At 75.1% G+C, this 13,811-nt stretch carries 11 protein-coding genes and 1 pseudogene; 6 read left to right on the forward strand and 6 right to left on the reverse strand.

Annotation, left to right across the window (positions count from 1 at the left end; all coding sequences use genetic code 11):
* The first annotated feature begins 6 nt into the window (after window positions 1-6).
* The 3 genes and pseudogenes from EV189_RS05235 to EV189_RS05245 all read left to right on the forward strand — a co-directional run bounded on the left by EV189_RS05235 (window position 7) and on the right by EV189_RS05245 (window position 3,497).
* Window positions 7-744, forward strand: coding sequence for an NUDIX hydrolase (locus tag EV189_RS05235; protein WP_130491829.1), 738 nt, complete (start codon window positions 7-9; stop codon window positions 742-744).
* Entirely contained in the window at window positions 741-1,928 is a 1,188-nt protein-coding gene (locus EV189_RS05240) for a MarP family serine protease (RefSeq protein WP_165400139.1), read from the forward strand. The genes EV189_RS05235 and EV189_RS05240 overlap by 4 nt, the downstream gene beginning before the upstream one ends.
* A gap of 114 nt (window positions 1,929-2,042) precedes the next feature.
* Window positions 2,043-3,497: pseudogene (locus tag EV189_RS05245) on the forward strand (MFS transporter).
* Window positions 3,498-3,602: 105 nt separating this feature from the next.
* On the opposite strand, the gene EV189_RS05250 reads toward EV189_RS05245, so the two are convergent.
* The 4 genes from EV189_RS05250 to EV189_RS05265 form a co-directional block, all read right to left on the reverse strand.
* Window positions 3,603-4,475 carry a 3-methyladenine DNA glycosylase gene (locus EV189_RS05250; RefSeq protein WP_130491831.1) on the reverse strand — a complete coding sequence of 291 codons (873 nt, stop codon included), beginning with the start codon at window positions 4,473-4,475 and terminating at the stop codon, window positions 3,603-3,605.
* An 85-nt stretch (window positions 4,476-4,560) separates the two neighbouring features.
* Entirely contained in the window at window positions 4,561-6,027 is a 1,467-nt protein-coding gene (locus EV189_RS05255) for a sensor histidine kinase (protein ID WP_231116074.1), read from the reverse strand.
* A complete protein-coding gene (locus EV189_RS05260) occupies window positions 6,024-6,749 on the reverse strand; it encodes a response regulator transcription factor (protein WP_130491832.1) in 726 nt (241 codons plus the stop codon). The genes EV189_RS05255 and EV189_RS05260 overlap by 4 nt, the downstream gene beginning before the upstream one ends.
* A 94-nt stretch (window positions 6,750-6,843) precedes the next feature.
* On the reverse strand, window positions 6,844-8,364 hold the full coding sequence (locus tag EV189_RS05265) for a trypsin-like peptidase domain-containing protein (RefSeq protein ID WP_130491833.1): 1,521 nt from the start codon (window positions 8,362-8,364) through the stop codon (window positions 6,844-6,846).
* Between the two features lie 72 nt (window positions 8,365-8,436).
* On the opposite strand from EV189_RS05265, the gene EV189_RS05270 reads away from it, so the two are divergent.
* Complete coding sequence (locus tag EV189_RS05270; protein WP_407938114.1) at window positions 8,437-9,702, forward strand: MFS transporter; 1,266 nt, start codon at window positions 8,437-8,439, stop codon at window positions 9,700-9,702.
* On the forward strand, window positions 9,699-10,949 hold the full coding sequence (locus EV189_RS05275; RefSeq protein WP_130491835.1) for an FAD-binding protein: 1,251 nt from the start codon (window positions 9,699-9,701) through the stop codon (window positions 10,947-10,949). The genes EV189_RS05270 and EV189_RS05275 overlap by 4 nt, the downstream gene beginning before the upstream one ends.
* Window positions 10,950-10,964: 15 nt before the next feature.
* On the opposite strand, the gene EV189_RS05280 is transcribed toward EV189_RS05275, so the two are convergent.
* Window positions 10,965-11,621 (reverse strand): response regulator, encoded by a 657-nt coding sequence (locus tag EV189_RS05280; protein WP_130491836.1) that lies wholly within the window; start codon window positions 11,619-11,621, stop codon window positions 10,965-10,967.
* A complete protein-coding gene (locus tag EV189_RS05285) occupies window positions 11,618-12,799 on the reverse strand; it encodes a sensor histidine kinase (RefSeq protein WP_165400140.1) in 1,182 nt (393 codons plus the stop codon). Before EV189_RS05285 ends, EV189_RS05280 begins: the two co-directional genes overlap by 4 nt.
* 190 nt (window positions 12,800-12,989) lie before the next feature.
* Between EV189_RS05285 and EV189_RS05290 the strand changes: the two genes are divergently transcribed.
* The gene (locus tag EV189_RS05290) at window positions 12,990-13,769 is read left to right on the forward strand and encodes a hypothetical protein (protein ID WP_130491838.1); all 780 of its coding nucleotides are present in this window, start codon (window positions 12,990-12,992) and stop codon (window positions 13,767-13,769) included.
* Window positions 13,770-13,811 lie beyond the last annotated feature (42 nt).

A 13,811-nucleotide genomic window follows, 5' to 3' on the forward strand; every position in this document is an offset into this window, starting at 1 on the left:
GCCGTCGTGGGCCAGCGCACGGGGGAGGGGGGCGGCCCCGTCGTCGACGCGCTCGACCGGCTGGTGCGCACGGTGCGCCGCGAGGACCTGAGCCGGCACCCCGTGCCCTCGGCCGGCGGTCGCGCCTCGGCCGTGCTGCTGCTGTTCGGTGCGGTGCCCGGGGCGCCCGGCGCACCGGGCGCACCGGGCGCCGCCGGCCCCGACGAGCTCGACGTGCTGCTGCTGCGGCGCGCGGACGGCCTGCGCCACCACCCCGGGCAGGTCGCGTTCCCCGGCGGCGCGCTCGACCCGGGCGAGGAGCCGGTGGCGTGCGCGCTGCGCGAGGCCCGCGAGGAGACCGGGCTGGACCCTGCCGGCGTAGACGTGGTGGGGGTGCTGCCGGCGCTGTTCCTGCCGCCGAGCGGGTTCGTCGTCACCCCGGTGGTCGCCTGGTGGCGCCGCCCCGGCACCGTCGCCCCCGGCGACCCGGCCGAGGTCGCCGCGGTCGCGCGCGTGCCGCTCGCGCGGCTGCTGGACCCGGCCAACCGGCTGCGCGTGCGCCACCCGTCCAACGACTACGTCGGCCCGGCCTTCCGCGTCGACGGCACGGTCGTCTGGGGCTTCACCGCCTCGGTGCTGGCCTCGGTGCTGCGGCTCGCGGGCTGGGAGCGGCCGTGGGACGAGACCGCGCCGCCGCTCGACTCGACGACGCTCGACGAGCCGCTCGAGCTGCCGGCGGCGGACCCGCTGCCGGGCTCCGCGTGATCGTCGACGTCGTCCTCGCGGTCGCGGCCGTCTCCTTCGCCCTCTCCGGGTGGCGGCAGGGCGCGCTCGTCGGCGCGTTCGGCTTCGCCGGGTTCCTCGCCGGCGGGGTCGGCGCGATGATCGCGACCCCCAAGGTCGTCGACCGCTGGTCGCAGGGCCCGCTCCAGGTGCTGGTCGCCGCGGGCATCGTGCTCGTCGCGGCACTGCTCGGGCAGGCGCTGCTGACCGCCCTCGCCCGCCGCCTGCGCTCGGTGCTCGTGCGCGGGCCGCTGCGCTGGCTCGACGCCGGGCTGGGGGCGGCGCTGAGCGTCCTCGGGCTCGTCACCATCTCGTGGTTCCTCGCCACCGCCGCCCGCACCTCCACCGTCCCCGAGGTCTCCCGGCAGGTCAGCGAGTCCCGCGTGCTGCGCGCGGTCGACGAGGTGATGCCCGACGCCTCCCGCTCGCTGTTCGCGTCGTTCCGCGGCCTGCTCGACGAGGGGCAGTTCCCCGAGGTCTTCGGCGGCCTGGCGCCCGAGCGGATCCTGCCCGTGAGCCCGCCGGACGACGACATCGTCAGCACCCCCGCGGTCGCCCGGGCGGCCGGCAGCATCGTGCAGGTCGTCGGCTCGGCCCCGTCCTGCGACCGGCGCATCGAGGGCTCCGGGTTCGTCTACGCCGAGCACCACGTGCTCACCAACGCCCACGTCGTCGCCGGCGTGCGGCAGCCCACCGTCATGATCGGCGGGCGCGGCGAGGCCTACCCCGGGACGGTCGTCGCGTTCGACGCCCGCCGCGACGTGGCGGTCATCTACGTGCCCGGCCTGCCGGCGCGCGCCCGGCCGCTCCCGCTCGTCGCCGGCGCCGGGCGCGGGGACGCCAGCGTGGTCGCGGGCTTCCCGCGGGGCGGCCCGTACCGGCTGAGCGCGGCGCGCGTGCGCGAGCAGATCCGCGCGCGCGGCCCCGACATCTACGGCAAGCGGCAGACCACCCGCGACGTCCTCTCGCTCTACGCCACCGTCCAGCCGGGCAACTCGGGCGGCCCGCTGCTGACGCCCAAGGGCGGCGTCGCCGGCGTGGTGTTCGCGAAGTCGGTCGACGACCCGAAGACGGGCTACGCGCTGACGGTCAGCGAGGTCTCGCCGGTCGCCGACCGCGCCCGGGCGCTCACGACCGCCGTCCCGACGGGCGCCTGCGCCGACTGAGACCCGCTCCGCAGGCGCACGACCAGCGGACGGCAACCGCACGCCAGGCGGACGGCAAGGGGGCTCCGGCACGGTCGGGGACGTCAACGACCCCTGGTCCGAGGAGACCGTCCGATGTCCGCCCAGCCCCTGTCCGCTGCTCCGCCCGTCCCCGTCCCCGCCGCTGCCCGGGTGCCCGCCCCCCGGCCCGCTCCCGCCGCGCGCGGCCGGGCCGGCCTCACCCTCGCCGTCGTCTGCGTGACGACCGCCATGCTCATGCTCGACATCGCCGTGGTGAACACCGCGCTCGGCCGCGTCGCCCGCGACCTGCACACCGACCTGCCCGGCGTGCAGTGGGTGGTCGACGCGTACACGCTGGCACTCGCCGCGCTCGTCCTCACCGCCGGCTCGCTGGCCGACCGGCTCGGGCGGCGCCGCCTGCTGGTCGCGGGCCTCGCCGTCTTCACTGGCGGGTCGGTGGCCTGTGCCGCCGCCCAGTCGATGGGCGTGCTCGACGCCGCCCGCGCCGTCCAGGGCGTCGGCGCCGCTGCGCTGTTCGCGGTGTCGCTCGCGCTGCTCGGCCACGCGTACCCCGAGGCCGGGTAGCGGGCCTCCGCGCTCGCGGTCTACGGCGCCACCATCGGCGGGTCCTTCGCCGTGGGCCCGCTCGTGGGCGGGCTGGTGACCCAGCACCTGGGCTGGCGCTGGATCTTCCTGCTCAACGTGCCGGTGGGCCTGCTCTGCCTGGCGCTGACCGCGCTCGGCGTGGCCGAGTCCCGTGACCCGCGCCCGCGCCGCGTCGACTGGACCGGCCAGGTGCTGCTGACGGGCGCGCTGTTCCTGCTCGTCCTGGGCCTGCTGCGCGGCAACGACGCGGGCTGGTCCTCCGCCGGGATCGTCGCCTCGCTCGCCGGTGCGGGCGTCCTGCTCGTCGCGTTCGTCGCGGTCGAGGCCGTGGTGCGCGAGCCGATGCTACCGCTGGGGATGTTCCGCAACCGGGCCTTCACCGGCACCCAGCTGGCGGCGTTCGGCATCTCGTCGTCGCTGTTCGCGGTGTTCCTCTACATCACGCTCTACCTGCAGGGGGTCCTCGGCCTCTCGCCGGTGCAGGCGGGTGCGGCGTACCTCCCGGCGACGGTGCTCATGTTCGTCGTCGCCGGCGCGACCGCGCAGCTGCTCGACCGCGTGCCCGCCGGGCTCGCGCTCGCCGGGTCGCTCGGCGTCGTCGCCGTCGGCCTGGCCCTCGGGACGCTCGCCGGAGTGCACTCCTCGTGGTGGGCGACCCTGCCCGGCACGATGCTCGCCTGCGGCGGTGCCGGCGTCTTCAACCCCGTCATGAGCGGGCTCGTGCTCTCCGAGAGCTCCGCGGAGCAGGCCGGCCTTGCCGCCGGGGTCAACGACTCCTTCCGCCAGACGGGCATCGCCGTCGGCGTGGCCGCGCTCGGCGTGCTCGTGCCGGCCAGCTCGGCCTTCGGTGGCGACCCGGCGGCGTACGTGACCGGCTACCACCACGCGCTGCTCGTCGGGGCGGGCGTCGCGGCGGTCGGTGCGGTCCTCGCTGCCGTGCTGGTGCGGGCCCCGCGCTCGTAGCTCGTACCGGACCCCCACCCCGCGGTGATCATGCAGGTCCTGGTCCCCCCTCCTCGTGATCATGCATGTCCTGGGACCCAGGACCTGCATGATCACGGGGAGGGGTCAGGCGTCGGCCGGCGGCGCGCCGATGACGAGCGCGGCCTCCGCCAGCCGCTGCCGCAGAGGTGCTGCGGCAGCGGCGAAGCGGCGCTGGGCCGCGGCGTACTCCGCGCGGCCGGCGGCCGTCTCGATGCGCACCGGCGCGTAGCCCAGGTCCGCGAGGTCGTACGGCGAGGCGCGCATGTCGAGCTCGCGGACCTCGCGGGCCAGCGCGAAGCAGTCGGCCACCAGCTCGGACGGCGTCCACGGGGCGAGCTTGTAGGACCACTTGTAGAGGTCCATGTTCGCGTGCAGGCATCCGGGCTGCTCGAGGTCGCCCTGGGACTCCCTGCTCGGCTGCACGGAGTTCAGTGGCCGGGCGGACTCGGTGAAGAAGCGGAAGGCGTCGAAGTGACTGCACTGCAGCGGGAGCTCCGCGACGACCTGGTCCGTGCCGCGTGCGCCGAGACGCAGGGGGACGGCCGCGTGGCGTACCTCGTCGGGTCCGCTGCCGTGCACCATCGCCCACTCGTGCAGCCCGAAGCAGGAGAACGTCCCGGGCCGGGAAGCCGTGCGCTGCAGCAGGTCCGCGACCCACGCGGCCGTACGGCGTACGCGCTCGGGCGGGTCGGGGAGCCGGAGATGCCCTGCTGCGTCGGGGATCCCGGACGGCAGGTCGCCGGTGGTCGCGCCCTCGAGCGCGACGCCCGCCCCCGGGGTCCACCGGCGCAGGGCCGACCGGCGGAAGGAGTAGTAGGTGAAGAGGAAGTCCTCGACCGGGTGCTTCTCGCCCCGCCGGGCCCGCTCCTCGGCTGGGGCCAGCCACGCGTCGACCCGCGCCTCGTGCGCTGCACGCCGGGCGCGCCACTCGGACTCGGGCAGGGTCGTGGGCTTCATGTCACTCCCAGCGTAGGTCCCCAACGTTGTGGGGCTGGTTCGGTGCCATAGCGCGAACCAGGCCCACAACGTTGGGGAGCGCGCGTCAGGAGGGGGCGAGCGGGAGCTCCACGCGGAACTCGGCGCCGTGGCCGGGACTGGTCTCGAGTCCCACGCGGCCGCGGTGCGCGCTGACGATCGCGGCGACGATGGACAGGCCGAGGCCGTACCCGCTGCCCTGCACGGCGCCGGTGTCGCGCGAGCGCGAGCTGTCGGTGCGGAAGAAGCGCTCGAAGACCTTCGGGGCGTCGGCCGGGTCGATGCCGGGCCCCTCGTCGGCGACCTCGAGCACGGCGGAGCCGCCGACGGCGCCCACGCGGATGTGCACCGGCGCGCTGGCGGGCGTGTGGACGAGCGCGTTGCGGACGAGGTTGGCGAGCACCTGGCGCAGCCTGCCCTCGTCACCGACGACGGCAACCGGACCGCCGAAGTCCAGGCGCTGCAGGTCGATCTCGCGCTCGGGCTGGGTCGCCGAGGCGTCCATCACCGCGTCCGAGGCCAGCACCGCGAGGTCGACCGGGCGCTGCTCGAGGGGGCGCTGCTGGTCGAGCCGGGCGAGCAGCAGCAGGTCCTCGACCAGCCCGGTCATCCGCCGCGACTCGTCCTCGATGCGGCCGAACACGCGCCTGACGTCCTGCGGCTCGGAGACGGCGCCCTGCCGGTAGAGCTCGGCGAAGCCGCGGATCGAGGTCAGCGGCGTGCGCAGCTCGTGGCTCGCGTCCCCGACGAAGCGGCGCATCCGCTCCTCCGAGGTGCGCGCCTCCGCCTCCGACTGCGCCCGCGCGCGGAACGCCTGCTCGACCTGCCCGACCATCGCGTTGAAGGCCCGGCCCAGCCGCCCGACCTCCGTACGCGCGTCCCGCTCGCGCACGCGCCGCGAGAAGTCCCCTGCTGCCACGGACTCCGCCGCGAGCTCGATCTCGCCGAGGGGCCGGAGCGAGGAGCGCACCAGCGCGTACCCCGTGATGCCGAGGAGGAGCAGCAGCACCGAGCTGACGACGAGCTCGATCAGCCGCAGCCGTGAGAGCGTGCCGTCGATGTCGGCGAGGGAGTAGGCCACCGTGAAGCTGTAGCCGGGTTGGTCCTGCCACAGGAAGATCTGGCAGCGCCAGTCGGGTCCGCCGTGGTGCGAGCCGACGGTGAACGGCTGCGCCGCGCGCTGCGAGGCCTCCTGGATCGTGACCGACGGCAGGTCGGGCAGCGACGACTGTCCGTAGACGGGGGCGAGGGTCCCCTCGTTCTCGCCGCGGGGCCCGTTGACCTGGACGTAGTACTGGCTCGGCAGGTCGCCGTTCGCGTCGCGGTCACGCAGGGCACTGGCGTACGCCGAGCGCACGATCGACTCGCGCAGCGTCGTCATCTGGTCGTCCACGCGGTGCACGAGCGACTGGCGCAGCGCGACGTACGCGCCCACGTCGGTCACGACGAGCGCGACTGCGACGAGCGCGAGCATGGCGGCGACCAGCCGGACCCGCAGCGGCGTACGGGCGCCGAAGGACCGCAGCCGGTTCACGTCCGCGGCTGGCGCAGCACGTAGCCCACGCCGCGGACGGTGTGGAGCAGCCGCGGCTCGGTGGTGTCGACCTTGCGGCGCAGGTAGGAGACGTAGGACTCGACGACGTTGGCGTCACCGCCGAAGTCGTACTGCCAGACGGTGTCGAGGATCTGCGCCTTCGACAGCACGCGGTTGGGGTTCTGCAGGAAGTAGCGCAGCAGCTTGAACTCCGTGGGCGACAGCGGCACCAGCTGGCCCGCCTTGCGCACCTCGTGCGAGTCCTCGTCGAGCTCGACGTCCGCGAAGGCCAGCACGTGCCGGCTCGCCCCCGCGGCCTGGCGGTCGCGGCTGCGGCGCAGCACCGCGCGGATCCGCGCGATGACCTCCTCGAGGCTGAACGGCTTGGTGATGTAGTCGTCGGCGCCGACGTTGAGCCCGGCGACCTTGTCCTCGGTGGCGTCGCGCGCCGTGAGCAGCAGCACCGGTGTCTCGACGCCGAGCTCGCGCAGCCGGCGCAGCACGGTGAGCCCGTCGAGCCCCGGCATCATGACGTCGAGGACGAGCAGGTCGGGCGGGGCGGAGCGCGCCATCTGCAGGGCGGTCGCGCCGTCGGCGGCGACCTCGACCTCGAACCCCGCGAAGCGCAGGCTCGCGGACAGCAGCTCGCGGATGTTCGGCTCGTCGTCCACGACGAGCAGCCGTGCCTCGCTCACGCCGCCTCCTCCTCCGGTGCCCAGCATCCTGCCCCCTCCGGTCCTGCCCGCCGCGCCTGGCGTCAGCCGTACGGCCCGGCGGGGAGGCCGCCGGGCCGTACGGAGTCGCCAGCCGTCGTCGTCAGCTGGAGCCGAGCGTGACGGTGGTCGTGCTGCTGGACCCGCCGCGCGTGTAGGTCACGCTGACGGACTGGCCCGGCTGGTGGCCGGAGATGGCGGCCTGCAGGCCCTCGGCGTCACGCACCGCCGAGCCGTCGACGGCGGTGATGACGTCGCCGGCCTTGAGCCCGGCCTTGTCGGCGCCGCCGCCGCTGACGACGGTGCCGATCTGGGCGCCGGCGCTGCCGCCGGTCGCGTCGGTGATGGTCACCCCGAGCACCGGGTGCTGGACGGTCTGGCCCTTCGCGAGCTCGGCGGCGATGACCTTGGCCGTGTCGATGGGGATCGCGAAGCCGACGCCGATGCTGCCCGACTGGCCGCTGCCGCTGGACAGCGAGGCGATCGCACTGTTGATGCCGACCACGCGGCCGGCGGCGTCGACGAGCGCACCGCCCGAGTTGCCCGGGTTGACGGCCGCGTCGGTCTGGATCGCGTTCTTCAGCACCGTACCGCTGCTGCTGCTGCTGGAGCCGCCGGAGCCCGAACCACCGCTCCCGTCGCTGCCCGAGCCGCCCCCGAAGCCGGGGAACATCTGCTGCGGCGACTGCTGCTCCTCCTCGGCCGGGATGTCGACGCTGCGGTGCAGCGCGCTGACGATGCCCGCCGAGACCGAGCCCTCCAGCCCCAGCGGGTTGCCGATCGCGAGGACGGTGTCGCCGACGTGCAGGCTGCTGCTGGAGCCGAGCGTGGCGGGCGTGAGGCCGCTGACGCCCTGCGCCTTGATGACCGCGAGGTCCGTCGAGGGGTCCCGGCCGAGGATGGTCGCGGTCGCGCTCTTCCCGTCGGCGAACTTCACCGTGAGCGAGCCACCGCCCGCGGCCGCGGCCACGACGTGGTTGTTGGTGAGGATCTGGCCGTCGGCGGTGAGGATGACGCCGGAGCCCTCGCCGGAGCCCTGGCTCGACGTGAAGCCCACCGACACGACGCTCGGCGTGACCGCAGCGGCGACCTTCGCGAGCGACTGCACAGGGGCGGTGGCCGCGGCGGGCGCGGCGGTGGCGACTGCGGCGGGGGAGGCGCTGCTCGAGCGGCTGTCGTGGCCCGCGATCGCGGCGCCCGCCGTGCCGCTGCCCACCGCGACCAGCGCGAGCACGGCGGCGGCCGCACCGCGGCGCGCCCAGCTCGCGCCGCCGCTGCGGCGCTCGGCGGAGGGCGACGCGGCAGGGAACGCGTAGACCGAGGTCGCGTCGCCCGCCGGCGCGTACGGCGTGGCGGGGTAGGCGCCGTACGGCGCGTGCGGGCCGACCGGCTGCTGGGACGGGCCGTACTGGGGCTGGCCGTGCTGCGGCTGGGACCAGGGCTGCGGCTGAGTCTGCTCGGCCGGGCGCTCGGGCTGCTGCGGCGCCGGCTGCGGGGATTGCGGCTGCACGGGCTGGTGGGGCGCGGTCGTCCCGTCGGCGCCGACCCACCAGACACCCTGGCTCGGCGTACCCGGGTGCTGCGGGTCGTTCGGCTGGTTGGGCTGGGTGGGGTGCTCGTCCATGTCGTCTAGCGTGTCCGCCGTGCCTGGAACGACCCTGGGCGGTCGCTGTGAGTTGCCTGGGAGGCTGCCGTGGTGAGGGTGCTGGACCGGGTGCGCCACGTCGCCCTCGACGTGCGGCCGCTCTCGGTCGCGCCGTACCGCCGGCTCTGGGCCGCGGAGGCGGTCTCCTCGATCGGCGTGCAGCTCACCGCCGTCGCCGTGTCGGTGCAGGTCTACGACATCACCGGGCGCTCGTTCTGGGTCGGCGTGCTCGGGGCTGTCGGCCTCGTGCCGCTCGTCCTGCTCGGGCTGTTCGGCGGCGCGCTCGCCGACGCGCTCGACCGGCGCAAGCTGGTCCTCGTCTCGGCGACCTGCGGCTGGCTGTGCACGATCGGCCTGCTGCTCAACGACCTCACCGGGCTCGACTCGCTGCCGCTGCTGCTCCTGCTCGTGGCGGTCCAGTCCGGGGCGTTCGCGGTGTCCCAGCCGACGCTCGGCGCGATCATCCCGCGGCTCCTGCCGCCTGACCTCGTGCCGTCGGCGAACACCCTGGCGTTCACGACCTTCAACCTCTCGAGCGTCACCGGGCCGCTGCTCGCGAGCCTGCTGCTCAGCGTCGGGAGCTACCGGCTCGCCTACGCCGGCGACGCGCTGCTCTTCACCGTGATGCTGTACGCCGTGGTGCGGCTCCCGGCCATCCCGCCCGCGCACGACGTCGCCAGCCCCGGGTGGCGCAGCGTCGTCGAGGGGCTGCGCTTCATCGCGACCCGGCCCGTGCTGCTGCTGAGCTTCGGTGTCGACATCATCGCGATGGTGCTGGCGATGCCGCGCGCGATGTTCCCGCAGGCGGCCCACGACTGGTTCGGGGCCCAGCAGGACGCGGGGTGGCTCTACGCCTCCATCGCGCTCGGGGCGGTGCTCGGGGGCCTGTCCTCGGGATGGATCGGGCGCGTACGCCGGCAGGGCGTCGCGCTCGTCACCGCGGTCGTCTGCTGGGGCCTGGCGGTGGCGGCCGCGGGGCTGGCCCGCCAGCTGTGGGTCGCGGTCCTGCTGCTGGCGGTCGCGGGCTCGGCCGACCTCGTCTCCGCGGTCTACCGGCAGACGATCCTCCAGGTCTACGCCCCGGACGAGATGCGCGGCCGCATGCAGGGCGTGTTCACGGTGGTCGTCGCGGGCGGCCCGCGGCTGGGCGACCTGCGCGCGGGGGCGAGCGTCGGGCTCGTCGGGCTCGGCGGCGCCTGGGTCGGGGGCGGGCTCGCCTGCGCGGTGCTCGTCGTCGTGCTCGCGCTCGCGTTCCCCGCGCTGCTGGCCTACTCAGCGGTTGCCCGCGGAAGCGCTTCGGATAGCGTGGCGGAGTGAGCGAGCGGCTGACCAACTGGGCAGGCAACGTCGTCTTCGAGCCGGAGCGCTACGTCCGCCCCACCTCGGTGGAGCAGCTGCAGGAGGTGGTCGCCGCCGCGCCGGTCGTCCGCGTCCTCGGCTCCGGGCACTCGTTCAACACGGTGGCGGACACGACCGGCCTGCTCGTCAACGTCGAGGACCTCCCGCGCGAGGTGTCCGTCGACGCGGCCGCCGGGACGGCGCGGGTCAGCGCGGGTGCCCGCTTCGGTGACCTGTTCGCGCCGCTGGCCGAGGCCGGGGTGGCCCTGCACAACACCGGCTCCCTGCCGCACATCTCGGTCGCCGGTGCGTGCGCCACGGGCACCCACGGGTCGGGCAACGCGCTGGGCAACCTCGCCTCCGCGGTCGTCGGCCTCGAGCTCGTCGCCCCGGACGGGACGCTGCGCACGGTCCGCGCCGGTGACGCGGACTTCGCCGGTTCGGTCATCTCGCTCGGGCTCCTCGGCGTGGTGACGGCGATGGCGCTGAGGGTCCAGCCGGCGTACGAGATCCGGCAGTTCGTCTACGACGACGTGCCGTTCGCGTCCTACGTCGAGGCGTTCGACGAGGCGCACAGCAGCGCGTACAGCGTGAGCGGGTTCCTCACCTGGCGCTCCGACCACATGCACACGATCTGGCGCAAGCAGCTGGTCGACGCGCCCGCCGGTCCCGCCGAGTGGCTCGGCGGCCGGCTCGCCGACGGTGAGCGCCACCCGATCCCGGGGATCCCCGGCGAGGTGTGCACACCGCAGCAGGGCGTCCCGGGGCCGTGGCACGCGCGTCTCCCGCACTTCCGCATGGAGTTCACGCCGAGCGCGGGCGACGAGATCCAGACCGAGTACCTCCTCCCCTACGAGGACGCCGTCCCCGCGCTGCAGGCGCTCTCCGCGGTGCGCGACCGCATCGGGCCCGCGGTGCAGATCTCCGAGATCCGGACGATCGACGGGGACGAGCAGTGGCTCAGCACGGCGCACGGCCGGCGCTCGGTGGCCCTGCACTTCACCTGGGTCTCCGACTGGTCGGTGACCGAGCCCGCCGTACGCGCCGTCGAGGAGGCCCTCGAGCCGTTCCCGGCGCGCCCGCACTGGGGCAAGGTGTTCACGATGGAGCGCGACCGGGTGCGGGCGCAGTACCCGCGGCTGGGGGAGTTCGAGGAGCTCGTGGGGCGCAGCGACCCGACGGGGAAGTTCGCGAACGAGTTCGTCCGCCGCTACTTCTCCTTCTGAGCCCTGCAGCGGGTCTCAGCCGCCCCCGGCGGTGACCACGCCGGTCTCGTACGCGACGACCACGGCCTGCGCGCGGTCCCGTAGCCCGAGCTTCTGCAGGACGCGGCTCACGTGCGTCTTCACCGTCGCCTCGGAGAGGTAGAGCTCGGCGGCGATCTCCGCGTTGGAGTGGCCGCGGGCCACCTCCCGCAGGATGTCGAGCTCCCTCGCGGTCAGGACCTCGAGCTGGGGCGCGGTCCGCCCCGGGGGCAGCCGGTTCACGAACTGCTCGATCAGCCGCCGGGTCACCACCGGAGCGAGGAGCGCGTCGCCGGCAGCACAGGACCGTATGCCGTGCAGCAACTGCTCGGGTGGGACGCTCTTGAGCAGGAAGCCGCTCGCGCCGGCCTTCAGCGCGTCGTAGACGTAGGCGTCACCGTCGAACGTCGTCAGCACCAGCACCTTCGGAGGGTCCGGCTCGGCGACCACCCGCCGGGTGGCCTCCAGTCCGTCGAGCACGGGCATGCGGATGTCCATGAGGACGACATCGGGTCGGTGCTGCCGGGCGAGGCTCACAGCCTCGGCTCCGTCCTGGGCCTCCGCGACCACCCGCAGGTCGTCCTGGGTCTCGAGGAGGACGCGGAAGCCGGCCCGGACGAGGGCCTGGTCGTCGGCGACGAGGACGGAGATCACGGGCGCAGGCCGCCGGCCCCGAGCGGTGCTCCGAGGCAGGGGAGCTCGGCGCGGACGACCCACCCGCCGTCGGCCTGCGGGCCGCTGCTCACCGAGCCGCCCAGGGCGAGGACGCGTTCGCGGATGCCGTGCAGCCCGTGCCCCGCCCCCTCGAGCGCCGGCGCGGGAGCGCTACCGCCCGTGTCGCGCACGGCGACCACGACCCTGTTCTCCTGCACGTCGATCTCGACGGTGGTGCGCGCGCCAGGGGCGTGCTTGAGGCAGTTGGTGAGCGCCTCCTGCACCGTGCGGAACACCGCCTGTGCGACCGACGGCGCGACCCCCGCGAGAGCGTCGTCGCCGTGGACGGTCACCGCCAGCCCCGCCCCGCGCATCGTCTCGACCAGCCGTCCGAGATCTCCCTGGGGTGGAGCAAGATCCGCTCCTGACGTCCCTGGTTCGCGCAGCAGTCCGAGGACCCCGCGCAGCTCGCCCAGCGCCTCCCGTCCGACGTCCTCGACGCCCGCGAGCATCGTGCGCACCGCCGGTGCCGTGTCGGCCAGCGACATCCGTGCAGCACCCGTCTGCAGGACCATCACGCTGATGCTGTGCGCGAGGACGTCGTGCATCTCGCGGGAGATGCGCAGCCGCTCGGCCGAGATCGCGAGTCGCTCACCGGTGGCCCGGCTCTCCGCGAGCTCGTCGGCGAGCAGGCGCAGCCGCTGGGCCTGGTCGCGGCTGCGGCGCACGACCAGCGCCAGCATGAGGACCGCCGCCGTCACCCCGAACGTCGGCAGCGCCTCCACGGGCGCCGTCGTGGCCGGGTCACGCGCGAGCGTCACTCCCGCGACCACGAGCACCAGCGGGACGGCGAGCAGGATGGTGCGGCGCGAGCAGCGCGTGGCGACGGTGTAGAGCTCGATGAGCCCGGCGAGGAACAGGGTCGCGGAGGCGGGAGTCGTGGCGACCAGGGCGACGACGAGCGCGGCACCGAGACCGACGAGCAGCACGGGGACAGGTGCGAGCCGACGCGCGGCGAGCGGGACCGTCACCAGCAGCGCGCCCGGCACCATGACCGCGGGATGGGCCCAACCGCGGCCCGGCTGCGCGGACTCCAGCAGCGCCATCGCGGTGACGAGCCCAGCGAGGGCGCCGTCCAGCACGTACGGCCGTGCGCGCAGGCTGCTCAGGAGGGGCACGCGTCGACGGTAGGGCTCGGCGCGGGGCCCCGGCGTCCGTCTGCGGGAAGTGGTGCCTCCTCCTGCGGAGGTACGCCGAGCCTCCGCACCCCCCACCCCGAGCGGACAGGAGTCGCCTGCAGGCTGACGCGGGAGGCCGGTGCCCAGGGCGACCGTGGTGGTCCCGCCGCCCGAGCTCGAGGAGCCCCCCGTGACCACCACCACGCAGATCCCCACCACCGCCGGGGTGGCGCCGCGCCGATCGCGGCTCGTCGCCCTGCGCCTCCTCGCCGGTGCCGCCGCTCTCGTCATGGCGCTGACCGGAGGTCATCTGCTCGCCACCGGGTGGGGAGACGCCGCCGACGGCGGGGTCCACCGGCTCCAGGACCTCTTCTGGGGAGTCGACGAGGCGCTGCTGCTCGCCGTCCCGCTCGCCCTCCAGCTGCGGCGGCCGGCCCGCCACCCGGGCGCCGCTCGGGTCGCGCTGCTCGCCGTCCTCGCCCAGCTCGTGGGCGCGGTGGCGGCGGCCACGATCGACCCGTTCGGCCTCGTCCTCCTCGCCTTCGTCGTGGGCGTCGTCGCGCTGCACCCGCGGCGGCGGGAGGTCCTGCGCCCCCGCGTCCGCGTCGACCTGCCGCTGCTGGTCCTGGCAGTCCCTGCCTCCGCGGGCCTGCTCGCCTTCGCGGTGGTCCAGGTGGCCCACCACTACGCCGCCGGCCCGGGCGACGTCCTCGAGGCGAAGGTGGGCTGGCTCGGTGCCGCGCTGTGCTGCCTCGGCCTCGCCTCCGTGGTGCTCGTCAGCGCGCTGCTCTCGGACCGCACCCCCGCGCTCCTGGCTGCGGCCGGGCTCGCCGTGCTCGGTGGCGCCTCCGTGCTGCACCCGCACCTCCCGTCGAGCCTCGGCGTCCTCGGTGGCAGTGCGGCGCTCGTGGGGGCGGCAGTGGCAGCCAGCCGGGCGTACGCCGTGGGCTCCGAGCGCCCCTCGGCTTGACCGTCCCGTCGGCGCTGCCGAGGGCTCGGTCGTCTCGACCAC

It is taken from the genome of Motilibacter rhizosphaerae (assembly GCF_004216915.1).
GTDB lineage: Bacteria > Actinomycetota > Actinomycetes > Motilibacterales > Motilibacteraceae > Motilibacter > Motilibacter rhizosphaerae.

Excerpts from the sequence above, each read along its gene's own strand:
- EV189_RS05250 (WP_130491831.1), bottom strand. The coding sequence starts at position 4,475 with ATGAAGCCCACGACCCTGCCCGAGTCCGAGTGGCGCGCCCGGCGTGCA.
- EV189_RS05260 (WP_130491832.1), bottom strand. The coding sequence starts at position 6,749 with ATGCTGGGCACCGGAGGAGGAGGCGGCGTGAGCGAGGCACGGCTGCTC.
- EV189_RS05265 (WP_130491833.1), bottom strand. The coding sequence starts at position 8,364 with ATGGACGAGCACCCCACCCAGCCCAACCAGCCGAACGACCCGCAGCAC.